The 23,470-nt window shown below is 51.5% G+C and carries 23 protein-coding genes; 17 read left to right on the plus strand and 6 right to left on the minus strand.

The features are described from left to right. The first annotated feature begins 19 nt into the window (after nt 1-19). Entirely contained in the window at nt 20-946 is a 927-nt protein-coding gene (locus ABD836_RS08705; RefSeq protein ID WP_344934684.1) for a branched-chain amino acid transaminase, read from the plus strand. A 42-nt stretch (nt 947-988) separates the two neighbouring features. Here the strand turns inward: ABD836_RS08705 and ABD836_RS08710 are convergent, their stop codons facing one another. After that, entirely contained in the window at nt 989-1,429 is a 441-nt protein-coding gene (locus ABD836_RS08710; protein WP_344934686.1) for a hypothetical protein, read from the minus strand. A 206-nt stretch (nt 1,430-1,635) separates the two neighbouring features. Here ABD836_RS08710 and ABD836_RS08715 point away from each other — a divergent pair, with 206 nt between their 5' ends. From ABD836_RS08715 to ABD836_RS08725, 3 genes are read left to right on the plus strand one after another with little or no spacing between them, the layout of a single operon-like run. After that, on the plus strand, nt 1,636-2,952 hold the full coding sequence (locus tag ABD836_RS08715; RefSeq protein ID WP_344934688.1) for a glycosyltransferase family 4 protein: 1,317 nt from the start codon (nt 1,636-1,638) through the stop codon (nt 2,950-2,952). Continuing rightward, on the plus strand, nt 2,939-3,655 hold the full coding sequence (locus ABD836_RS08720) for a class I SAM-dependent methyltransferase (RefSeq protein WP_344934690.1): 717 nt from the start codon (nt 2,939-2,941) through the stop codon (nt 3,653-3,655). Before ABD836_RS08715 ends, ABD836_RS08720 begins: the two co-directional genes overlap by 14 nt. Beyond that, complete coding sequence (locus ABD836_RS08725; RefSeq protein WP_344934692.1) at nt 3,652-4,734, plus strand: prenyltransferase/squalene oxidase repeat-containing protein; 1,083 nt, start codon at nt 3,652-3,654, stop codon at nt 4,732-4,734. Before ABD836_RS08720 ends, ABD836_RS08725 begins: the two co-directional genes overlap by 4 nt. Nucleotides 4,735-4,782: 48 nt before the next feature. Here ABD836_RS08725 and ABD836_RS08730 read toward each other — a convergent pair whose 3' ends face one another. After that, entirely contained in the window at nt 4,783-7,902 is a 3,120-nt protein-coding gene (locus ABD836_RS08730; protein ID WP_344934694.1) for an efflux RND transporter permease subunit, read from the minus strand. Nucleotides 7,903-7,905: 3 nt separating this feature from the next. Continuing rightward, nucleotides 7,906-8,967: an efflux RND transporter periplasmic adaptor subunit gene (locus tag ABD836_RS08735; protein ID WP_344934696.1), complete on the minus strand. Its 1,062-nt coding sequence runs from the start codon at nt 8,965-8,967 to the stop codon at nt 7,906-7,908. Between the two features lie 166 nt (nt 8,968-9,133). Here ABD836_RS08735 and ABD836_RS08740 point away from each other — a divergent pair, with 166 nt between their 5' ends. Both ABD836_RS08740 and ABD836_RS08745 read left to right on the plus strand, forming a co-directional pair. Beyond that, nucleotides 9,134-9,607 carry a septal ring lytic transglycosylase RlpA family protein gene (locus ABD836_RS08740; RefSeq protein WP_344934699.1) on the plus strand — a complete coding sequence of 158 codons (474 nt, stop codon included), beginning with the start codon at nt 9,134-9,136 and terminating at the stop codon, nt 9,605-9,607. 82 nt (nt 9,608-9,689) lie between these two features. Further along, nucleotides 9,690-10,178 carry a P-loop NTPase family protein gene (locus ABD836_RS08745; protein WP_344934702.1) on the plus strand — a complete coding sequence of 163 codons (489 nt, stop codon included), beginning with the start codon at nt 9,690-9,692 and terminating at the stop codon, nt 10,176-10,178. Between the two features lie 59 nt (nt 10,179-10,237). On the opposite strand, the gene argH is transcribed toward ABD836_RS08745, so the two are convergent. Beyond that, the gene (argH, locus tag ABD836_RS08750; RefSeq protein ID WP_344934704.1) at nt 10,238-11,641 is read right to left on the minus strand and encodes an argininosuccinate lyase; all 1,404 of its coding nucleotides are present in this window, start codon (nt 11,639-11,641) and stop codon (nt 10,238-10,240) included. Nucleotides 11,642-11,659: 18 nt separating this feature from the next. Next, nucleotides 11,660-11,782, minus strand: coding sequence for a hypothetical protein (locus ABD836_RS08755; protein WP_344934706.1), 123 nt, complete (start codon nt 11,780-11,782; stop codon nt 11,660-11,662). A gap of 55 nt (nt 11,783-11,837) precedes the next feature. Between ABD836_RS08755 and ABD836_RS08760 the strand changes: the two genes are divergently transcribed. The 11 genes from ABD836_RS08760 (at nt 11,838) to tmpT (ending at nt 22,124) form a co-directional block, all read left to right on the plus strand. Continuing rightward, the gene (locus ABD836_RS08760; RefSeq protein ID WP_344934707.1) at nt 11,838-13,475 is read left to right on the plus strand and encodes a hypothetical protein; all 1,638 of its coding nucleotides are present in this window, start codon (nt 11,838-11,840) and stop codon (nt 13,473-13,475) included. 146 nt (nt 13,476-13,621) lie between these two features. Continuing rightward, a complete protein-coding gene (locus ABD836_RS08765; RefSeq protein WP_344934709.1) occupies nt 13,622-14,701 on the plus strand; it encodes a sensor histidine kinase in 1,080 nt (359 codons plus the stop codon). Further along, the gene (locus ABD836_RS08770; protein WP_344934711.1) at nt 14,698-15,444 is read left to right on the plus strand and encodes a LytR/AlgR family response regulator transcription factor; all 747 of its coding nucleotides are present in this window, start codon (nt 14,698-14,700) and stop codon (nt 15,442-15,444) included. Before ABD836_RS08765 ends, ABD836_RS08770 begins: the two co-directional genes overlap by 4 nt. 112 nt (nt 15,445-15,556) lie before the next feature. Continuing rightward, nucleotides 15,557-16,507: a hydroxymethylbilane synthase gene (hemC, locus tag ABD836_RS08775; protein ID WP_344934714.1), complete on the plus strand. Its 951-nt coding sequence runs from the start codon at nt 15,557-15,559 to the stop codon at nt 16,505-16,507. Continuing rightward, complete coding sequence (locus ABD836_RS08780; protein ID WP_344934717.1) at nt 16,485-17,276, plus strand: uroporphyrinogen-III synthase; 792 nt, start codon at nt 16,485-16,487, stop codon at nt 17,274-17,276. Before hemC ends, ABD836_RS08780 begins: the two co-directional genes overlap by 23 nt. A 61-nt stretch (nt 17,277-17,337) precedes the next feature. Further along, nucleotides 17,338-18,498, plus strand: coding sequence for a uroporphyrinogen-III C-methyltransferase (locus ABD836_RS08785; RefSeq protein ID WP_344934720.1), 1,161 nt, complete (start codon nt 17,338-17,340; stop codon nt 18,496-18,498). Beyond that, nucleotides 18,495-19,721: a heme biosynthesis HemY N-terminal domain-containing protein gene (locus tag ABD836_RS08790; protein ID WP_344934722.1), complete on the plus strand. Its 1,227-nt coding sequence runs from the start codon at nt 18,495-18,497 to the stop codon at nt 19,719-19,721. The genes ABD836_RS08785 and ABD836_RS08790 overlap by 4 nt, the downstream gene beginning before the upstream one ends. 8 nt (nt 19,722-19,729) lie before the next feature. After that, nucleotides 19,730-20,041 carry a tetratricopeptide repeat protein gene (locus ABD836_RS08795; protein ID WP_344934724.1) on the plus strand — a complete coding sequence of 104 codons (312 nt, stop codon included), beginning with the start codon at nt 19,730-19,732 and terminating at the stop codon, nt 20,039-20,041. A 91-nt stretch (nt 20,042-20,132) separates the two neighbouring features. After that, nucleotides 20,133-20,681, plus strand: coding sequence for a glycoside hydrolase family 108 protein (locus tag ABD836_RS08800; protein ID WP_344934727.1), 549 nt, complete (start codon nt 20,133-20,135; stop codon nt 20,679-20,681). A 79-nt stretch (nt 20,682-20,760) separates the two neighbouring features. Next, nucleotides 20,761-21,438 carry a YoaK family protein gene (locus ABD836_RS08805; protein ID WP_344934729.1) on the plus strand — a complete coding sequence of 226 codons (678 nt, stop codon included), beginning with the start codon at nt 20,761-20,763 and terminating at the stop codon, nt 21,436-21,438. A 47-nt stretch (nt 21,439-21,485) separates the two neighbouring features. Next, a complete protein-coding gene (gene tmpT, locus ABD836_RS08810; RefSeq protein ID WP_344934731.1) occupies nt 21,486-22,124 on the plus strand; it encodes a thiopurine S-methyltransferase in 639 nt (212 codons plus the stop codon). 152 nt (nt 22,125-22,276) lie between these two features. On the opposite strand, the gene ABD836_RS08815 is transcribed toward tmpT, so the two are convergent. Then, the gene (locus ABD836_RS08815) at nt 22,277-23,467 is read right to left on the minus strand and encodes a hypothetical protein (protein WP_344934733.1); all 1,191 of its coding nucleotides are present in this window, start codon (nt 23,465-23,467) and stop codon (nt 22,277-22,279) included. Between the last annotated feature and the right edge of the window lie 3 nt (nt 23,468-23,470).

Here is a 23,470-nt window from a genome sequence, read left to right on the forward strand (position 1 = left end):
TTTTGAGGAGTAACACGCGATGTCCATGGCTGATCGTGATGGCCTGATTTGGTTTGACGGCGAAATGGTTCCTTGGCGCGATGCCAAAGTCCACGTATTAACGCACACCTTGCACTATGGCATGGGCGTGTTTGAAGGCGTGCGCGCCTATAAAACAGAAGACCGTGGCACCTGTATTTTCCGTATGCAGGAACACACTGACCGCCTATTTCGTTCGGCGCATATAATGCGTATGCAAATGACGGTAAGCAAAGAACAGGTTAATGAAGCGCAACGCGCGGTGGTGCGTGAGAACGGTTTAGAAGAAGCCTACCTGCGGCCAATGTGTTTTTACGGCTCAGAAGGCATGGGTCTGCGCGCCGATAACTTAAAAATGCACGTTATTGTTGCCGCTTGGGATTGGCCTAGCTATATGAGCCCTGAAGCGCGGGACAATGGTATTAAAGTGCGGTGTTCTTCTTATACCCGCCATCATGTCAATATCTCCATGTGTAAGGCGAAGGCCAACGGCCACTACATCAACTCGATGTTAGCGCTGCGTGAAGCGCTCGACAGCGGTTGTGAAGAGGCCTTGCTGCTAGATAACGAAGGTTATGTTGCTGAAGGCAGTGGCGAGAATATCTTTATTATCCGCAACGGTAAAATTTTTACCCCAGAACTCACTAGCTGCTTAGATGGCATTACCCGTAATACCATCTTTGAATTCGCCAAGGAGTTAGGGCTGGAAGTTGCGGAGAAGCGGATTACTCGCGATGAAGTTTACGTGGCAGATGAGGCTTTTTTCACTGGCACCGCGGCAGAAGTACTGCCGATTCGCGAATTAGATGGTCGGGTGATTGGCGCTGGTAAGCGCGGTCCGATTACCACGCAACTGCAAACCATGTACTTCGATCAAGTTAAGGGTCGTCGTGAGCAATTCCCCGAGTGGTCCACACCTGTTCGTTGATTTGTTCTGATATAGCTGGGTGGCTTATCGCGCTCAGCTATGTCATTCCGCAGAATATTTGCATTCCCCGCGAATTATAATTTCGTTCAACACCGCGTATTTATCAATCACCGTATAGCCGTTCGGGCAATACTCTTTCAGACGTGGGTGCTCACTTAAAAAGTAGTCAGCCCGTTTTAGCTGGGCTTCTTCGCCTTCGGCCCGGTCATTGTTGCGGTTTTGGCCGCCACCGGCGCGGGGTTTTTGTTTTTCTCTAAATAGCGGCAAGGTATAGCGAAAGAGGCGAATGTCGTCGCCTTTAATCGTAGTGTCCAATAAACCGACCTCTGGCCCCGCACCCGTTGTGCAAGCAGACAAGATAAATAATGCGATAAGGCTGGTCTTTTTATAGTGGCGTAAAGCAATTCTATGCATTGCTAACAGGGTCTCTGTAGGGGTTGATTGGCCATTGGCGAGTGTAACATGACAAAGTCTTAATGCCATTGCAGGGCCTATGGGGCATCGCGAGTGGATTTATGGGCATGCCAAAGTTAGAATCCTGTTACTCGATTGCGGCATTCTTCGATAAGATGACAGCTAAAAGGGCTATTTGTTCTTAAACGTCGTCTGGCTAGGCTGTTGAAAAGCCGCTGCGTTAGCGCTGAAGAATCCCAAATTTCCATAAAAGACGAATAACAGCGACCCCTGATATGGCGTTAACACCCACAGCAGCCTCTTCCTCTGACTCCGCTTTTAGCGCCAAGGTAATTCCACTCGACGAGGCGCGGCCAAAGCGTGCTTTGAAAGTTTGCTTACTTGGCTACCGAAGCGCGCCTTTTGGCGGCGGCCAAGGGATATACCTCAAATACCTGAGTAAAGCCTTAGTTGAGGCGGGGCATACTGTCGACGTGATCTCTGGCCAGCCGTATCCGCATCTTGATCCTCGGGTGAAGCTAATCAAGATGCCTGGCATGAATTTGTTTGAAACCGGCCTTGGCTCAATTCGCCCGCATCACTTACGTTCAATGACCAATATTATTGAGTGGAGCGGTAAACTGACGGGTGCGTTTTCTGAGCCCTATTGCTTTGGTCGGCGGGTGGTTAAATACCTCAATAAGCATGGTCGGCACTACGATATTATTCATGATAATCAGTGTCTTAGCTATGGCATGCTAGAATTGCAAAAGCGCAAATTTCCGCTAATCACCACCATTCATCACCCGATAACCAGTGATCTAAAAATTGCCTTAAAAGCCGCTAAAAACTGGCGAGAACGGGTTTTGATCAAGCGCTGGCACAGTTTTTTGATCATGCAGCGCCAGGTAGCGCGTCAATTGCATCATGTGGTGACAGTGTCGGAGCGCTCGCGGCAGGACATTGCCGTTGCCTTTGATATGCAACCGGCGGGCATTAGCGTGGTATTAAACGGCATTGATACCGAAGAATTTCGCCCGCTGCCAGATGTCGTTAAAAACCCCAACAGGGTAATGGCGGCGGTGTCCTCAGATCAGCCCTTAAAAGGTATGCGCTATTTGCTTGAGGGCGTAGCGAAAGTACTGCCGAAATACCCCGATTTAGAATTGCTACTGGTTGGCCAGCCTAAAGAAGGTGGCGAGAGTAGCAAACTCATCCACGACTTGGGTTTAAGCAAACATATTCGCTGCGTTAGCGGTATTAGCACCGAGGACTTAGTGGGCTTCTACAACGAAGCGTCGGTGGTTATTGTGCCCTCAGTTTACGAAGGTTTTGGCTTGCCTGCGGGTGAGGCTATGGCTTGCGGAACCGCCTTGATTTCCACCGACGGTGGCGCGCTGCCAGAGGTGGTTGGTGACGCCGCTATGCAGGTGCCGGTGCGGGATAGCGCAGCAATTGCCGAGGCTTTGGAGACGCTGTTGGCCTCGCCCAACATGCGCGAGCAATTAGCGGCGGCTGGCCGCCAACGCATAGAAGAACTATTTTGCTGGCGCCGTGCGGCTCAGCAAATGACCAATTATTACTGGCAGGTGCTACAACGTGAAAACAGTTGATTTCCGTCATTTCCACCTGAACCGTGGCGATAGAGTATTAGACTTGGGCTGCGGCGAAGGCCGTCACGTTATCTCGGCGTACGTCGAAGGTGATATCACTGCGGTTGGCGTGGATTTGTGTCTGAATGATCTGCAAACCGCACAGACGCGCTTTGCAGACTTTAATGAGCCTGCGAACGAGCACAAAGCATTTGGCCTGGCCAACGCAGACGCCTTAAATCTGCCCTTTGCCGACAATAGCTTCGATAAAGTGATTTGCTCAGAGGTGCTTGAGCACATTCCGGATTACGCGGCGGTTCTCAAGGAAATCGAGCGCATCCTCAAACCTGGCGGTTTATTTTGCGCCAGCGTCCCCCGGGCTTGGCCAGAGCAAATTTGTTGGGCATTGAGTGAGGCTTACCATAAAGTTGAGGGTGGTCATTTACGCATTTTTAAGGCCAGTCAATTGCGTAAGCAAATCCAGAACTTGGGCTTTCGCTTTTATCGTCGCCATTGGGCACATGCATTGCATTCCCCTTATTGGTGGTTGAAGTGTGCATTTTGGGACGGCCAAGACAGCAATCCGCTGATCAAGCAGTATCACCGGTTTTTGGTCTGGGATTTAATGGATCGCCCACTGTTCACCCGCACCTTAGAGGCGGGATTAAATCCGGTACTGGGTAAGTCTGTGGTGATGTATTTTGAAAAGGCGACCCCGGCATGAGTGGTTTATTTTTAAGTAAGGGACTGTTTCCGCAGGAGTTCTTTAAGCCGACCGTGGACTTTTTGGTTCGCGCGCAACAGGCTGACGGCAGTATTCCATGGTTTGAGGGCGGCCATGCTGACCCATGGGACCACGTTGAATCGGCGATGGGACTGAGCATTGGTGGTGAATTTGAAGCCGCCGAAAACGCTTATCGCTGGCTTAAAAACACCCAGCTCGACGACGGCAGCTGGTGGGCGGCTTATCGCGAGGGAGAAGTTGATAATCACGAGCGCCGTGAAACCAATTTCGTTGCCTACGTTGCTACAGGGGTTTGGCATCACTTTTTAATTAGTAAGAACCGGGCATTTTTGCGCGAAATGTGGCCCTGTGTGCAGGGCGCAATTGAATTTGTATTGGCCCAGCAGTCAGCGCATGGGGAGATCAATTGGGCGGTAGATGCCAATGGCGACGCCATGTGCGACGCATTGATAACTGGCTGTTCTTCGATTTATAAGAGCTTAGAGTGTGCGGTGAATATCTCCGTGGCGCTGGGTTCGCCGCGGCCGATATGGCGTGATGCGCGACAGGCACTGGGCGAGGCGCTGCGTAAAAAGCCTGAGCGATTCGACCGTACGTGGGAAAGTAAATCGCGTTACTCAATGGATTGGTTTTACCCAGTACTAAGCGGCGCGATACCACCAGCTAAGGCCGGGGCCCATCTGCAAAAGCGCTGGGATGAGTTTGTTGAGCAGGGCTTAGGGTGTCGCTGTGTGTCAGACGAACCATGGGTTACGGTGGCGGAGTCTTGCGAACTAACCATGGCGCTGCTAGCTGCTGGAGATCATGCCCGTGCCGTTATGGTCTACAGCTGGCTGCATCAATGGCGCGAGAGTAATGGTGAGTATTGGACCGGCTACCAATTTGCCGAAGATCTATTGTGGCCAGACGAGCGCCCAACCTGGACCGCCGCAGCGATATTACTGGCGGCAGATGCACTAACGGAATACACCGCTGCGCATCGTTTGTTTAAAGACGTTTGTATGTTGGATGTCGATGCGGCCGAGCATATTACAGAAAAAAGCCGAGTGCGGGTTTAAGTCTGGAGCGCTAAGCGACGAACAACTCTCGTCGCTTAGCGCTTGCCGCTAGAGATATTCAGTGCTTTCTTTGTCTTCGTTTTCTGCCAACTCCTTTGCTAACTTCCGGGCTACCGCCTGCGGTGAAGCGCTATTCGCCGCGAGTAGTTTGTAGGCCATCGGAATAACAAACAAGGTGAGCAGCGTCGCCGCGCTGACCCCAAACACCACAACAATACCAATTACATAGCGGGCCTCGCTGCCTGCGCCAAAAGCCAGTAATAGCGGCACTGCACCCATTACCGTTGTGATCGCTGTCATCGCAATAGGTCGTAGCCGTTGTTTGGCCGACTGCAAAATAGCGCGGTCAAATTCCATGCCTTGATCCCGCAGTTGGTTAGCAAACTCCACCAGTAAAATACCATTCTTAGCGGCCAAACCCACCAGCATGATGAGCGCTATTTGACTGTAAATATTTAAGCTTTGATCGAATAAATATAAGCCAAACAATGCCCCAGCTATGGCAAGCGGAACGCTGAGCAAGATAATGAAAGGGTGAATAAAACTTTCAAACTGGGCGGCGAGTACTAAGTAGACGACGAGCAGCGCCAGCGCAAAGCTAAAGTAAATGCCGCCACTGGTGTCATGATAATCTAATGATTGGCCTTTGTAGTCGATTAGCGCCGTGGGAATTTTGTCGGCGACGATGGCCTCGAGTGATGCAAGTGCTTCGCCCAAGGTATAGCCGTCGGCTAAGCTGGCGTCGATGGTTATAGCGCGGATTCGGTTGTAACGGTTTAGCACCGCCGCGTCGCCACGCTCGATCACCGTCACTAGATTGGCGAGGGGAATTAAACTGCCCGTGGTGGCTGAGCGCACGTAAATATTATTGAGGTCCTCAGGGCTGCGTTGATTTTCAGCCTCGCCCTCTACAATAACGTCATACTCTTCGCCGGCCATCATAAAGGTCGTTACGCGGCGTGAGCCGAGTAACGTTTCTAAGGTCCGATTTATTTCAGTGGCGTCGACCCCAAGCGTTGCGGCGCGGTCACGGTTGATATTGATCGCCAGTTGCGGTTGAGTTTCACGGTAGTCGCTGTCGATACTCACTAAGCCTGGGTTCTTTCGGGCTTCGCTAATTAAAATATCTCGCCATTTGGCCAGTTCTTGGTAATCGCTGCCGCCGAGCACGAATTCTACTGGCTTGTTAAAGCCGCCGCCCAGAGATTGAGGTGTAATTGGGAACACCGACAAGCCGGTGAAGTCTGCTAGGCGCTTGCGAATATCCGTGACAATCTCTGACACGGGGCGGCGCTCAGACCAATCGGCCAGCACCATAATACTGGTGGCTTCATTGTAGATGTCTGCGCCACCACGGCCGCCGGGCGCCCGTATCAAAAAGCGCTTAATCTCACCACCGTCAACCAGCGGCATCAATCTGGATTCGACCTCAGCCAATTGCCGGGTGGTGTAATTGAATGAAGACCCCTCGGGTGCGCGTATTGCTAAAATAACTAGGCCGCGATCTTCTTTTGGCGCGAATTCGGAGGGCACGGTTTGCAGCAAAAGCCCGCAGGCAAGAAACGTGAAGACTAGGGCGCCAGCGGAAATGATAGGGTGGCGCAGGCTACGGCTTAAAAGCTTGCCATAGTGGGTTTCCATACTTTGTAGCAAGCCTTCGACAAAGTTGGCGAGGCCGCCGTGAATGGCTTCGCGCCTGAGCAACCATGCACATAGCACGGGTGACAATGTCAGCGCTACAAGGCTCGAAAACATAACAGCGACGGCCATAGCCACGGCGAACTCACCAAACAGTCGACCGACATTGCCCTCTAAAAAGCTGATAGGCACAAATACTGCGACTAATACTGCCGTGGTGGCTAGCACCGCAAAACCTACTTGACGACTGCCTCGATAGGCGGCAACCAGCGGTGACTCACCGCTAAGTAAGCGGCGGTGGATGTTTTCGAGTACAACAATACTGTCGTCAACAACCAGTCCAATGGCCAATACCAGGGCGAGTAAGGTCAGCAGGTTTACGGTATAGCCAAGGGCGTATAAGACTGTAAAAGTGGCGATCAGCGAAATGGGTACCGTGAGCGCGGGCACCAGCATGGCGCGAAAATCACCGAGGAATAAAAAGATGACTAAAACCACTAGCGCGGCAGCAATGAACAAGGTGCTATAAACCTCGCTGATTGCACTCGCAATGAATACCGAGCTGTCAAAACTCGAGTGTAATTCAACGCCGGGTGGCAGAATTTTGCGTATATTCTCTGCCTCAGCCCTTACCGCGACAGCGACCGCCAAGGTGTTCGCTACACTTTGTTTTACAATACCGAGGCCGACCATTGGCACGCCGTTACCACGGAATAGATTGCGTTCTTCGTCTGAGCCCAATTCAACTCGGGCCAATTCCTTTAGCCGTAATAGATAGCCATCGTCTTCCCGCTTTACGACGAGATTTTCAAAGTCGCTGGCACTGAGGTAGTGACGATTAATTTTAACCACAAAGTCACGGTCGATTGACTTTAAAAACCCCGCGGGGAGCTCGACGTTCTCGTTGCGCAGTGCGGTCTCAATATCGGCCACGGTTAAATTGCGGGCTGCCATGGCTTCGCGGTCGAGCCAGATACGCATCGCATACGCGGGGCCGCCGCTGACACGAACACTCGCCACGCCGTCGAGAACTGCAAATCGGTCGACCAAATAGCGCTGGGCATAGTCGGCTAATTCCACGGAGCTATGGTTCTCTGACGTCAGGTTATGCCACATGATTACCTGTTCGTCGGCATCGGTTTTCCGAACCTCGGGAATGTCGGCTTCATCGGGAAGATTGTCGAGGGCGCCAGAAACGCGGTCGCGCACGTCATTGGCGGCAGCATCAATGTCACGAGTTAATTCAAACTCAATATTGATCGACGAAAAACCATCGCGACTGCTTGAATTAATCGTTTTAATGCCTTCGATACCGGCAATACGATCTTCAATAATTTGCGTAATACGGGACTCGACCACCTCTGCCGACGCACCAGTATAAGTGGTGCGTATCGACACGATAGGCGGGTCGATGTCGGGGTATTCGCGCAGCGGTAGCCGCTCAAACGCGAGGAGGCCAAAGGCGAGTAAAAGTAGGCTGATGACCAGTGCAAAAACCGGTCGTTTTATGGCGGTATCACTGAGCAACATAAATTAATCGCGCTCCTGTGGTGCAACTGCCATACCGGGTTGCAGTCTGCCATAGCCTTCATAAATAAGTTTATCGCCCACCGTAACGCCGCTGCGAATCTCGACAAAGCCGGGCTTGCGAATGCCAATTTCAACTTTGCGCTGCTCTGCTTTATTCTCGCCGTCCATGAGCCAAATAAAGTGCTCTAACTGCACGCTTTGCAGTGCAGATTCTGGCACCACAATACCCTGTCGCTCAGCGGTAATAAGGTCAATCTTCATTAGCATGCCGGGCTTTAGCCGTCCGTCCGGGTTTTTGATCAGCGCACGCACCTTGAGGCTACGGTTGATCGGGTCAATGCGGCTGTCGATGGCTGAAATTTGGCCGTTAAAGTCTTCGTTTAAGGCCTCGCTTTTGGCAACAATCAGCTGCTCCAAGGCGACAGCGCTGATATTTAAGCTTGGAATAGAAAAGTCCAAACGCATCACGCTGAGATCATCAAGACTGGTAATCCGCGTGCCGGGGCTGAGTAAGGCGCCGGGACTGAGTTCGCGCAAACCCACTACGCCACTAAAGGGCGCGCGGATACTGCGCTCTTCAATAAGCGCGGTAATTTCGGCGATTTTACTTTTAGCGCGTAGCTTTGAAGTTTGACGCTGGTCGTACTCAGTTTGTGCGGCAGATTGTTTGGCGAGTAAACCTTTGAGGCGTTTCAGTTCTCGCTCATGTTCTGCCAAATCGGCCTGCGCTGATTTCAGCTGTGCGGCTTCTTCGGCTTGCTCTAGCGTCACCAATAGCTGCCCTGTTTTAACGCGCTGGCCGTCGTCAAAATGTAGGCTTTGAATTTTCTCTGTGACATTGCTGCTGATATCTACTGATTCCCGTGCGAGCAAGCTGCCCAGTGCTTGAAGCCGGGATTGCACGGTTTCAAGTTTTAAGGTCTGTATTTTCACTGGCGTTGCGGGTCGCGCTTTAGCGGCGGCCTCCGGTGCGGGTTGGCAGGCTATCAAGCTTATGCTGAGAGAGCACACGCTAAAGTAGGGCAGGATTACGTTTAAAAAATGACTGCGGTCAACGCCGAACATCGGTGCCTTTCTCCCTGAAATGGATCGCGTTAGCGAATGACGTAGTGGATATAACTGAGAATAATATTTAGCGCGTGAATACTGCTATAGACTGCTAATGTAACGGCTGAGACGTTATTTTTCAAAGCTTAATAAGAAGTATTTTCAATTGGATTGGTCAGACAGCATGACTGATGTACAAGGGCTTTATGTGTCATTGCGGCGTAAACGTGGATTTTTTGTGTTACTTATCAATCGTCTAAATGGATATAAAATGCGTATTTTCTTAAGAAGTCTGTCGGTTTTTAGTATCGTCATGTTTGCTTCAGCCTGTAGTTCGGTTCAGCAAAGTGATGGTGGTGGACGCAGTTATAGCGAATCAGGTATGGCATCATTTTATGGTGATGAATATGTAAACCGTCAGACCGCGAGCGGCGAGCGATATCAACATGATTTAAAAACAGCCGCGCATAAAACGCTGCCATTCGGTTCAGTAGTGAGAGTGACAAGCAGCGATAATGGTAAAAGCGTTGTTGTGAAAGTTAATGATCGCGGCCCGTTTGTAAAAGGCCGAATTATTGATCTCTCCAAGTCGGCGTTTAATGCCATAGGCAATAGCACTTCTGGTCTGATACATGTTGATATTGAAGTGATACCCTAGCTTGCCAGCTTACTCTGTAGGACTGGCGCGAGAGGCTTAGCCATAGGGAATCTATAGAATAATTTAAGCGAGAGATTAAATTGTGAAAAGGATTTTAATTTTTGGAAATTCGGGCTCGGGAAAGTCGACGCTTGCAAAAAAGCTGTGTGAAAGCAAGGGTTTGGCTCACTTAGATATGGATACGCTAGCGTGGGACAACACCGTGCCTCCACAACGAAAGTCGCTAGATGAATCTATTTGCCAAATACGGGAATTTATCGATTCTAGTGAGAGTTGGGTTGTTGAGGGTTGTTACGCCGATTTACTAGAACAGTTGCTCCCGCTTTGTGATGAATTAATTTTTATGAATTTGCCACTTGCCGAATGTATCGCCAATGCTAAGGCGCGGCCATGGGAATCACACAAATACGAATCGAAAGCTGCGCAGGATGCGAATCTTGAAATGCTGATCGAATGGATAAAACAATACGATCAGCGGACGGATGAATTTTCTTATTCGGCGCATCGTCGTCTTTTTGACGATTTTACCGGGCCAAAACGAGAGTTTAATGCTAACGATCAAGGGGAATAGTTCTGTTCTGTGAGGATTGCCAGTTTGTTGGCAACCCTCACTACGTTGCTCAGTAGCAATTAGCTTTTGCGAAGCTCGAGCCGTGCTAAAGCTCGCTCGCCTGCGGCAAGTACTTGCTTGGGGGCAGTGCCGCCAATGTGATCTCGGGCATTGACCGAGCCTTCTAAAGTCAGCACGTCAAACACGTCTTGTTCAATATCGGCGCTAAAGGTTTGCAATTCAGCAAGACTCATTTCCGATAGGTCTTTGTTTTCGGCTATGCCATAGGCAACTGATTTGCCGACAACTTCGTGAGCGTCACGGAAGGGCAAGCCTTTGCGTACTAAATAGTCGGCGAGATCGGTCGCAGTCGAGAAACCGCGCATAGCCGCTTCTCGGGTAACGTCGGCGTTCACGGTAATTGCGGGAACCATGTCAGCGTAGGCTTTTAGGCAGTCTTTAACTGTATCGATAATATCGAACAGCGGCTCTTTGTCTTCTTGGTTGTCTTTGTTGTACGCCAGCGGCTGTGATTTCATTAGTGTTAATAAACTAATCAAATGGCCGTTCACCCGACCGACTTTGCCGCGAATGAGTTCAGGTACGTCTGGGTTTTTCTTTTGGGGCATGATCGATGAGCCAGTGCAGAAGCGGTCTGGCAATTCAATAAACTTGAACTGGGCCGAGGTCCACAGCACCAGTTCTTCGCTGAACCGTGACATATGCGTCATAAGCAAACTCGCTGCCGCGGCGAATTCAATGGCAAAGTCGCGGTCGCTGACCGAGTCCAGCGAGTTCTCGGTTGGGCGGTCAAAACCCAATAATTCGGCACTGTAGTGGCGGTCGATGGGGTAAGTGGTGCCAGCTAATGCGGCGGCGCCAAGGGGGCATTGGTTTAAGCGGGCGGCGCAATCTTGGAAGCGACTATAATCCCGCTCAAGCATTTCGTTCCAGGCTAACATATGATGACCAAAGGTCACTGGCTGGGCGGTTTGTAAATGGGTGAAGCCCGGCATAATGGTGTTGGCTTCGCGTTTCGCCAATTCAATTAGACCCTGCTGCAGGCGGCTCAATTCGATAACAATTAGCGCTAACTCATCGCGTAAATAGAGGCGGATATCGGTGGCGACTTGGTCGTTGCGAGAGCGGCCGGTGTGCAACTTTTTACCGGTAATGCCGATTTTGTCGGTGAGCCGCGCCTCAATATTCATGTGCACGTCTTCAAGACTGATCGACCACTCAAAGCGACCGCTGAGAATCTCGGCGCGAATCTCCTCTAGGCCTTCTTGAATTTTGCTGAGCTCGTCGGTGGTTAATACGCCGACCTTGGCAAGCATGGCGGCGTGTGCGAGTGAGCCATTAATATCGTGATGATACAGGCGCTGATCAAAGCTAACGGACGCCGTAAAGCGTTCTACGAACTGGTCAGTGGCCTCAGTAAAACGGCCGCCCCAGGGCTTAATGCTCGGATCTTTGTCACTCATTGCGCTGTAGTTCCTGTATCACTTAGCTGCGGACACACTCTTTGGCTTTGCGCCGTAGGGACCGTCAGCGGTTGAAAAGCCGCCATTATAGCAGTTTTGTTGGCGGCCGCCTGTGCGGCCGTCATGTAATAAAGTTGTCATAGGCCGTCGCCATACTGCGCTTCCTGAAAATAGGCTAATAACAGAAGGGTGCGCAATGACCGACATTAGTTCCCCCCGCGCGAAACTGGTGGAAATGCTCTGGCAGCTGAAGTTGGGATACGACAAACAGGGCGACAAGGGCGTTCGTTATATCCACTTTAATACCCTATTAAATGACCCAGCCTACCGCAAAGAGTTAATTGACCAGGCGGCGGTGAGCAGCAACGCCGAAATAAGCGAGCTGGGCTTGGCCCTGCGTCGTATTAATATCAATACCGCGCTTACGCAGGGGCGTCACGAACGACGGGTGACGACTATGAACCCGGACATTGCCGAAACCATTGGTTTTAAAGCGCCGTCCTCATCGACTACGTCTTCTTTACGTAAATTTCTATTGATTGCCGCCGTGCTAATGCTCGGCGGCTTGGTGGGCGCGGGCATCTTTAGCGATGAGCTAAAAACGCGGTATAGCGGTACGCAAGTAGTGAGTGGCTCGCTACAGGGTGAGCAGTTGTGGACGGCTGACAAGACCTGGGTGCTCGATGGCATTGTGTACCTTGAAGCGGGCGGGCGCTTGGTCATAGAAGCCGGCACGGTTGTGCAGGGGCGCGCGGCTAGCGCTTTACTGGTAACCCGTGATGCAACGATACACGCGCGTGGAACCGCGAGTGCGCCAATCGTCTTCACCAGCGCGGTGGCGCCGGGCAAGCGTCAGGCTGGTGATTGGGGCGGTTTAGTTTTACTGGGCAATGCGCCGGTAAATAATGCAGATGCGCATATAGAAGGCTTGGATGCGGGCGATACCCGCGGCCTATTTGGCGGCCAAGACGCCACGGATAATTGCGGTGTTTTGGAGTTTGCTCGTATTGAATTCGCTGGCTTTGAGGTATACGCCAATAATGAGCTAAATGGTCTAACCTTGGGTGGCTGTGGCAGTAAAACCATTATTCGTAATGTGCAGGTGCACCGTGCCTTGGATGACGGAATCGAAATTTTTGGCGGCAATGTCGACCTCCGCCATATATTGATTACTGGTGCGGCGGACGACTCTCTAGACTGGGACATGGGCTGGACCGGTCGAGTGCAGTTTTTGCAAGTTCAGCAATACCCTGGTGTGGGCGACAATGCTTTTGAGGCCGACAATGACGCTCGCAATTATTACGCGGAACCGGTGTCGGAACCGACCTTTTACAATGTCACCTTGCAAAGTATGCAGAGCGGTGACAAGCACCAGCGCGCAATGACCTTGCGGCGGGGAACCGGTGGTCATTTCCACAATATGCTTATTGATGGATTTTCGGGTGAAGCCATCGACATAAAAGATCGCAGCACGGTGGAGCGTATTGAGAGCGGTCAGCTTAGTTTTGGCGGCATACTTATTGCTGACATCGGTAGTGGTGGTCGCAGTTATTTCGCCGCTGAGACGGGAGATCAAGACGATGATGGTGGTTTTGATGAGGCGGTCTACTTTAGCGCAAAGGCGGATCTAGGGACTAGCCCCCAATTCGTTCATCGATTGCAGGGCGAAACCGACCACGACTATCGGCTCGCGGCGAGTTCACCGGCGAGAAACCATTCCCAGGGAATTCCGCAGGGTGAATTTTGGGATGAGGCTGCTAATTATCGCGGGGCGTTCCGGCCGGGCGCGAATGTGATGTGGACAGAGGGTTGGACGGCCTACCCAATTAACTGAGGCTGATACGCGATTGCGGGTTTGGGCCGTGCTCGCGGGCAAGGCCTCAACTGATTGTATTCGCGCTATTTTTTGAATATGCGCTCTTCCGTATGCCTGCTATGCTCTTAGTTTACCCAGCTAAATTATTGACATAGGCAGGCACTGTGCAGCGACGCGAAGTAGATAAACCTCTGAACGACCGAATTAGCCGTATTTCTTTTATTGGCGACCTTCTCACGCCGCAATCACTGCTGTTAATTGTGTTGTTGGCGGTGCTCCTGTCACTGTCGTTGACGATTTTGAAATCGGGTTTGCAAAACTTTGATTGGTTTTTGCTGGGCATGTCCGGCATGTACATCATTTGGTGTTTGCTTGGCGCGGCGACCATTTTGAGCTGGTGCAAACCATTTTTTCAGAAGACCAGCACGGCCTACACTGCGGGCATCAGTTTTGTGATTGGTTTGTGTTGGGTCACCGTAGTCACGGTCACCGCCCAGTGGCTGGCCAGCGGGGTTATGCAGGGTGAGGCTTGGAATATTGATTTTTGGCAGGTGGCCGACACACTCGCGGTGGCGAGTCTTATTCTCGGCGTGGGCATGCGCTACGCCTATCTCAGCCTGCAATTTAGATTGCGTGAGCAAAGTGTTTTGCACGCGCGCCTCGACGCGCTGCACTCGCGAATTCGCCCGCATTTTTTGTTTAATACCCTCAATAGTATTAGCAGCTTGATTAGTGTCGAGCCAATGAAAGCAGAGCAGGCCGTCGAAGATCTGGCTGCCTTATTTCGGGCCAACCTACAGGGCGGTATGAGCATGGTGCCCTGGGTTGAGGAGCGTGATTTGTGTGAGCGTTATTTGCGCATTGAAAACGCGCGGCTCGGGGATCGCTTAAAGGTCGATTGGCAGCAAGCTGAGCTGGGCGACAAAGTTTTGGTGCCTTCGCTGTTATTGCAGCCCCTTTTAGAGAATGCCATTTTACATGGTATTCAACAGCTGCCTGATGGTGGATCGGTCGTGGTGAAGGCCAGGCTAAACGGCGATATGGTTGAAATTGATATTATTAATCCCTTGGCGAGCACTGCAGAGAGCGCCAGCGGCAACGGCATGGCCAATGAAAATATCCGGCTGCGTTTGCAAGTGTTGTTTGGTGATCGCGCAAAATTCAGCGCGAGCCAATCAAATGGTCACTACCACGCCCACGCGTCTTTTCCTTTGGCCTATGAGCGCAGGGCAATGGCGCGGTGAGAGTACTGCTGGTTGACGACGAGCCACTCGCGCGTCAGCGCGCCGCGCGCTTATTGGCTGAATTAGACAATATTACTGTGGTGGGCGAGGCCGCCAATGCAGAGCAGGCGTTAAGCGAATTTGAGCGCAATAGCCCCGATGTGGTGCTGCTGGATATATCGATGCCCGGTATGAGTGGCATTGAACTCGCCGAGCGGCTCAGTGAATACGAACCCGCCCCGGCCGTGGTGTTTTGCACGGCTTACGATGAATACGCCATCGCCGCGTTTGAAAGTCACGCAATGGGATACCTGCTTAAACCTATTCAACGCGATAAGCTCGCGGCGGTTTTTTCTCGGCTGGCCCGCTTAAATCAAGCCCAGTTATCGGCGCTGGCAGAATTAACGGTGAATGACGAGCGCAATGAAGCGCGCCAACAGCTGTGTGCTAATAGCCCGCAGGGCATGAGCTTGTTGCCGATATCGGCGGTTCGCTATTTTTACGCTGACAATAAATACGTAAGTGCGGTGCATTCTGAGGGCGAACTACTGCTAGACGAGAGTCTTAAAGAATTGGAAGATGAGTTTGCCGAGCAATTTGTACGCATTCATCGCAATGCACTGGTTGCCTTGGCGTATCTGCAGGGCATAGAGCGGGCTGGCATTGGCGCATATCGGGTGAGACTGCAGGGCATAGAGGAGGGGCCGCAAATCAGTCGCCGCCATTTGCCGGCGCTGCGGGCTAGGCTAAACCGAAAGCCTTAGCGAATATTATTGGCTTCCCGCCACTACTGGCGGCAGTAGACCGCCTTAAATGGTTTTGTCAGCGCCGCTGCTGACGTATCATGGAAGTCTACCTTGTCTTACGGAATGCCTTATGTCCGATAATCTTATCCGCATCGCCACTCGCGAGAGTTTGCTGGCCCTCTGGCAGGCGGAATTCATCAAAGCCGAATTACAGAAAGCCCACCCTGGTTTACAAGTAGAACTGCTGGGAATGACGACCCGTGGCGATCAGTTATTGGATTCGCCCTTGTCTAAAATTGGCGGCAAAGCGCTGTTTGTAAAAGAACTCGAGCAAGCATTACTTGAAGGTCGCGCCGATATTGCCGTGCATTCAATGAAAGACGTGCCGATGGAATTCCCTGAGGGGCTAGGGCTCGCGATAATTTGCGAGCGCGAAGATCCTCGCGATGCCTTTGTCAGCAATCAATTCGAAACCGTTGAATCCCTGCCTCAGGGTGCCAGAGTGGGCACCTCGAGCCTGCGCAGAGAGTGCCAATTGCGCGCACTGCGCCCCGATTTGCAGATCTCCAGTTTGCGCGGCAATGTGCAAACCCGCCTACGCAAGCTCGACGGCGGTGAGTTTGACGCAATTATTCTCGCTTCGGCTGGCTTAATTCGCCTCAAGTTGGAGGAGAGAATTGCCTCTTATATGCCGGTAGAAACTAGTTTGCCAGCCTGTGGTCAGGGTGCGGTGGGCGTTGAAACCCGCATTGACGATGAGCGCGTTAAGGCGTTGTTGCAGCCACTGCACAATAGTATTAGCGCCACTCAGGTAATGGCCGAGCGGGCGATGAACCGTCGACTCGAAGGCGGTTGCCAAGTGCCCATCGCAGGCTATGCCATTGCCGACCCAGCTGACCCGAGTCTGCTCTGGTTGCGCGCACTGGTGGGTGAGCCCAGCGGTGAGAAAATACTCACTGCGCAGGCGCGTGGACCTAAAGATCAGGCTGAAGCGCTAGGCATTGCGGTGGCCGACGATTTGTTGGCACAGGGCGCGGGCGCCATCTTGCAGGCGGTGTATGGCAACAGCAAGCCTGCCTGATCTTGCCGATTTGCGGGTATTAGTTACCCGCCCATCAGATCGCAGCACGGAATTAGTCACCGCGTTAACCGTGGCGGGTGCTGAAGTGCTGTCGCAACCGCTGTTGAATATCGCGCCCTTGGCAGCAGATAGTCACGGTGCTGAATTGCAGCGTTGTCGACAGTTGTTTATGAATTTAGACAGCTACCAACATCTGATTTTTATCAGTGTGAACGCGGTGCATTACGGGTTAGACGCTATTGACCAATTTTGGCCGCAATGGCCGCTTGGTGTTCAGGTGCACGCCATCGGGCAGGCAACCGCGGCGGCGTTGGCGGCACGTGATATTGACGTGCAACTGGCTGACGATGTTGCCATGAACAGTGAAAGTTTACTGGCTACCCCAGCCTTGCAGCACTTACAAGGCCAGAAAGTACTTATAGTCAGGGGGCTCGGTGGCCGCGAGTATTTGGCGGAGCAAATTTCGGCGCGCGGTGCGCAGGTAGACTATGCTGAGTGCTATCAGCGTAAAAGCCCAGAACTTGATAGTCGCCAATTTCACGCTTTACTGTTACAAAACAATATTAATATTGTTTGCGTAAACAGTGGCGAGACCTTGCATTATTTTAGTACTTTGCTAGCAGAGTTGGCGCTGAATTATACCGTATTAGTACCGGGTGAACGGGTGGCTCGCTTAGCCGAATCGCTAGGTTTTACCCAAATAATTCAAGCTGAAAACGCTGGAACGGCGGCGACCTTAGCCGCGCTAAGGCGCTATATGCGTAAATAGGCGGGCTGTGCAAATATAGCCACAGCGCCTTTAAACTGTGTATTTGAACAGAGAGACAATAATGAGCGGTGACAAACCGGAAGATAAAAAAGACGTCGCGGCGGAGTCGATTCCAGCGGCCCCCGTTCCACCCGCTGCTGCAGCGAAAAAGCCGGAAGTAAAACCGGCTGAACCCCCAAAAGCTGCGGCGGCGAAACCAGAACAGGTAAAACCAAAGCGGACCGGCGTCGTCATCGCCTTGCTGGCATTACTAATTGCCGTTTTGGCCTTGGCGCTATCGGCATGGTTATACCAACAAGATTATTTAGCGTCGCTGACCAAGGACACCACCGTAAGTGATTTGCGGTCAGATATCCAAAGTCTTTCAGCTTCGCAGGCCGAGTTAGTCGCTAGCTTGTCGGCACAGCGCGAAGCGCTGGCGCAATTGCGACTCGACAGCAACGGTCAGCTGAACGCGCTGAACCGTCGCAGCCAAGAAGTAGAAACAAAACTTCAGTCACTTGCCACGGTTGATCGTCGTGACTGGCTATTGGCAGAAGTTGAATACTTGCTGCGGCTGGCGAATCAGCGTGCACAATTGAGCCACGACCCCCGCGCTGCCGCACAACTACTGAGTAGCGCCGACGCCATCTTAAGAGAGTTAGACGACACCGCTTTACACCAGGTGCGAGCTGAGCTGGCTAAGGAAATGAGTGCCTTACAAAACAGCGCTGATATCGACATCGAAGGCGTATATCTGGCCCTTCAAGGTTTGGCGACCGAGGCGGCGAAGCTTCAGCTATACCAAGCGCCAAGCTTTGTTGCAGAAGAAACTGAGGAAGTGACCGGCGAATGGCAGGAGCGGCTGCAGAATGGTTTAGATCGCGCGTGGAGCAAATTGCGCAGTTATATCCGGATACGTCATCACGATGAGGGATTTAAAGCTCAGCTGGCACCGGAGCAGGAGGCTGCGCTGCGCGCGAGCTTGCGGCTCATGTTTGAACAGGCGCAAATGGCATTGTTGGCGAATCGCCCGGTGCTCTACCAGCGCGCCTTAGATAAAGCCGCGGTGTGGCTTCAGGAATATTACCAACTCGACGACCATCGCGATGGTTTGTTAAAGCAAATTGCCACTGTTCGCGATATGCCGGTCAGTCCCGAAATGGCCGATATTTCCGGCTCCTTACGCAGTTTGAAAGTGTATTTAAAAAGTCATCGCTGGCAGCAAGAGGTACGTAAATGAAGATTTTCATTGCGGTACTGCTGGCCTTAGCGCTGGCCGCGGGTCTGGCCGCGGCCATACAGCAGGATTCGGGCTATATTTTAATTGCTTACGGTCAAACCACTGTCGAAATGACGATATGGGTTGGCGTGGCAGTATTAAGCGTGTTCCTAATACTGGTCATGCTAATTTTTATGAGTCTGCGACGGGGCGCCAAAGTATCCGACAGCATTGGCTCCTTTTGGAGCGTGCGCCGAGCGGAACGGGGGCGTAGCCACACCACCTTAGGAATGATCGCCTTTATTGAAGGTAATTGGGCGAAATCGCGCAAATTGCTCACCGACTCCGCAAAAGACACTGAAACGCCACTCATTAATTATTTGTTGGCGGCGCGTGCGAGTCACGCACTTGGCGATACACCTGGCAGCCGGCATTATTTGGGGCTAGCCGAGGAGACGACGAATAAAGCCAGTATTGCGGTGGCGTTAACGCAGGCAGAAATGCAGGTGGAAAGCGGTAGTTTGGAAGAGGCGCTCGCTACATTAACCCGTGCGCGACGTAATGCCGAGCGGCATCCTTCGGTGCTGACGCTGCTTAAAAAAGTGTATATCGGGTTACGAGACTGGAATTCCCTACTGGCCTTAATGCCAGATTTGCGTAAACACGGCGGCCTCAGTGATGAACGATTAGCGGAGTTAGAGCGTCAGGCCTTAATGGGCCAGCTCGAACACACCGCTCAGCAAGGTGACATTGGCGCATTGCAGCAGTGGTGGAAGCATGTGCCTCGCACCTGGCATCGAGACAGCGGCCTATTGTTAGCGTATTGCCGGGTGCTTGTCGCGGCTGGCGACGCCGGTAGCGCTGAAAAATTACTGCGGCAGTCGTTAAAGCTATATTGGCACAGTGACTTGCTGAAACTGTACGGCCTAATTGCCGGTAGTGACGTTGCACGCCAGCTCAGTGCGGCGGAATCGTGGATTAAAGATCACGGCGATGATGCGGTGTTGTTTTTAACGCTTGGTCGCTTAGCGTTGCGTAATGAGCTTTGGGGTAAGGCCCGGGAGTATTTTGAGCAAGGCTACCAGCTTAGTCCCAATGCTGAGCTGTGCTTTGAACTTGGTCGGCTGATGGCCAATTTGGACGAGCCAGCGGCGGCTGAGCGCTATGCCCAAGAAGCGCTGCAGCTTCAGGGCCAGTCGCTGCCAAGCTTACCGCAGCCGTCATTAAGCAAGCTCAAGGATTAACCTAGGCTGTGAATATTACTGCACTTGAAAAAATGCTGGCCAAAGGCAATGACAGCGCCATGCTGCGCTTTGGCCTTGGCAAAGCGTATCTCGATGATCAAAACGCCGAAATCGCCATTGGCCATTTTCGGCATTGTGTTGGCATGGACCCCAGTTATTCAGCGGCGTGGAAGCTATTGGGAAAGGCGCTTTTGCAAGGTGGCGATGCCAGTGAAGCAGAAACGGCTTGGCAGCAAGGTTTAGCGGCAGCGCAAGAAAAAGGCGACAAGCAAACCGAACGAGAAATCACCGTGTTTTTAAAGAAGCTGAGCAAGCGCTAGGGAGCTCGTTGTGCCGCTTTAATAATACGAAGCGAACGTTTAAGGAGTAAGTTCGATTGAGCTGAGGTGTTTGTTTACAGGGAGTAAGCTGATGTCGAACATAGAAAGTATTATTTCGGGGCTAATTCGTCGTGCTGGTGGCTACGTTAAGTATGCCGCTGATAGTGGTGGCCCCGCCCATTTTGGGATTAGTCAGCACACGCTGTCTATCTACTTAGGTCGGAATGCAAGCACTGCTGAGATCGAAAACCTAGATCAGTCTCTCGCGCACAAAATTTACCGACAGAACTATTACCTCGCGCCGGGTATTGATCAGCTACCCGCAATGATTCAGGGATTTGTGTTTGATAGCGCGGTGAATCATGGTCCCGAACAGGCATTACTGTTTGTGCAGCGCAGCTGTAATTTATTGGGCGCGAAGCCAGCACTGAACGAAGATGGTGTAATGGGGCCTCATACTCGCAGCGCGACAGAGACCGCGGCGCGACAGTTTTCATCGCGATTGATGCGAACCTTGTTGGCCGAACGCCGAAATTTCTATTTTAAACTGATCGAAGCCCGACCCGCGCAGCAAGTCTTGTTAAAATCGTGGTTAAATCAACTTGCGGAATTTGACAGTAGTGACACGTGGATAGTGTGAGCGGCGTTATTGTGCTAGAAATAGTGTTTGTGCGCTCTACTAGTTGAGCTTTGCACAATACTCTTAGCGGGATGATTTAATGATTTCGAGGCTACCTCGGTGGGTGGAGTACGGCGCTTTTGTGCTGGCGTTTGTCGCGGGCAATGTCAATGCAGTCGGTCTAATGGGGTTTAAACATCAGTCTATTTCCCACCTTTCCGGTACGGCAACACTACTCGGAACTGGCTTAAGCCAAGGTACATTGAGCAGCACGCTTCACTTGCTCGGGATCCTGCTCAGTTTTCTCTTTGGCGCCGCAATATCTGGTGTATTTCTTTCAAGTGACTCCCTGAAGCTGGGCAGGCATTACGATACTTTGCTGGTGTTTGAAGGCAGCTTATTACTTGCCTCAATTTACTTTCTAAATAACGGCTCATTGCTCGGCCATTACACCGCCTCAGCCGCCTGCGGCTTGCAGAACGCCTTGGCGTCTAGTTATAGCGGTGCGGTGGTGCGGACCACGCATGTTACGGGGATATTTACGGATCTCGGATTGATGCTCGGCGCTAAATTGCGCGGAGGTCAATTCGACAAGCGCAAAGCGCTGCTATTTGTATTGATCATCTTCGGCTTTATTTTAGGCGGTACACTCGGCGCCTATTTGTTTAGCCTGTGGCAATTTTTTGCTTTAGGTTTGCCCGCGATGATTTGCTTTTTATTAGCCATCGGCTATCGAGTTTATCGTGCGGCTGCACGCAGGAATCTGCGCGTTTCATAAACACAATAGTCGAGCTAGCTAGTTCCACTAAGCACTTGGGAAAAGAAATGGAAGCAAGTTTTTGGCATAAAAAATGGGCAAGTAAAGAAATCGCCTTTCACGCTGCAAGCCCCAACCCTTTATTGACTCAGTATTTCAATCGCCTCGGTCTTGCTAGCGGAGCCAGAGTGTTTATACCGCTGTGCGGGAAAACTCTGGATATTGGCTGGCTGCTGCAGCAAGGCTATCGCGTGGTGGGCGCGGAATTAAGCGCCATCGCAATAGATGAACTATTTGCAGAGCTTGGCCTTATACCGCAGCGTTCAGTGTTAGGCTCCCTGGTGCATTACCAAGCAGAAAACATAGACATCTTCGTGGGCGATATTTTCGACCTAACGCCAGCTGTACTCGGTGCGGTCGACGCAATATACGACCGCGCTGCATTAGTTGCTTTGCCAGATACACTTCGCGCCGACTACACCGTATTACTTAGAACAATAACAAAATCGGCCCCGCAGCTTTTAATTAATTACGACTACGATCAGAGCAAGCAAGCAGGGCCGCCGTTCTCAATTAGTGATGAAGAGTTGGCAAGCCATTATCAATCCACGTATCACCTAGCATTATTAAGAAATAAAATCCTGGAAGGCGGACTTAAAGGCCGGTGCCCAGCGCAGGAAAAAGTGTGGCTATTGCAGTCTCACTAATTCATTAGCGTTTTAGATTGCATGGCAACAAATATGATTATTTAGACGTATCGGAATCGATATTAAATAAGTGCTTGGGAAATTCAATTTTTGTTCACTGTTGTCGCGCGATGGTGAGACGTGTGGAAAATCTCGCTAAACGAATTTTCGACTTAGTTAAAAATGCCGTGCAGTACAAAGCCTACAAGCCATCGTTGTTGATCGATATTTCCAAAGCTTTCGTCTATCCATTCGGTACGTAATGTTAGATTGGAACTATATTGGAATCGGTAGCTAAGTGTTGTGCGCTTTGGATCAATTCCATCGGGGTTGTCTAAGCTTGTATTACGCCCTACCAAGATGGCTGCCGCACCGGTCATGGTATTATCTAATGTCAAATTTTCGTATCGTGAACTCAGTTGATGACGGCCATTTTGCCATGTCGCTTCTAGCTGGGTGGATTGGTATTGGCTATTGATTGACGCTTCGCGTTGAGACTCTTGCACCAAACCATCATATTCTAACTGCGTAAGGCTCAGCCCCAGACGCAGGGTGTTATGGTGGGCAATACTAATTTCAAGTTCACCGTCGATGCCGCCAGCCAAGATATCGCCGGTAAATGAGGCATCGTTGCTAGTGACAACGACATTGCCGTGGCTATGTCCGCCAAAGTAGCGGGTATCGCGGCGCTCATTTGCTTCTGCGCTTAACAGCCAAGCGCCAAGCTGGTACTTGAGATTGTGATATTGGCCGTCGTAGCGAGCAAATAGATCGCCGGCGTGACCATTGTTGGCCAGCCAGCTATCGCCTTGCCAAAGCTCTACCCCATAGCTCCATGCGCCGCGTTGCTCGCTGGCGCGTATACCCTTGTCGACGAGGCTTCGGCCCCAGAGAATATCCCCCGTCAGACTGGCTTCGCTATAGGCATCTTGGCTTGCATGCCAATTGGCATGCGGCGTGAAGGCCGCAAACATTTTGCCCGCTTCTAAACGTAGGGTGCTGTTGTCAGTGCGCCATTGATGCATATACCAGTAGTGCGAAAATTTAAATTCAGTTTCGCCATGGCCACCATGGGCTTCAGCGCTGAGTTGGAAACCGTTATTGCGGCTAAGCGCATATCGATAATCGGCGGTGGCGTCGTCCAGTGCCGCGTCATCGTCTACTGGTAGCGCTTCCCCGCCCATTAGGGTGCCGGGAATTTGCCAGTCTGCGGTTGGTGCAACATAGGTTTTATTGCGATAGCTGTAGGAAAGCGATACCGCCAGTTCAGTTTCGATGAGCGCTTCGTCATTAAAATTTACAGTGTGACTAAATGCAGTGTGACTAAATGCCAATGTCGCCAACAACAGGCTCATTTTCTTCATTGA

The sequence above is a fragment of the Zhongshania borealis genome, from assembly GCF_039539625.1.
Taxonomy (GTDB): Bacteria; Pseudomonadota; Gammaproteobacteria; order Pseudomonadales; family Spongiibacteraceae; genus Spongiibacter; species Spongiibacter borealis.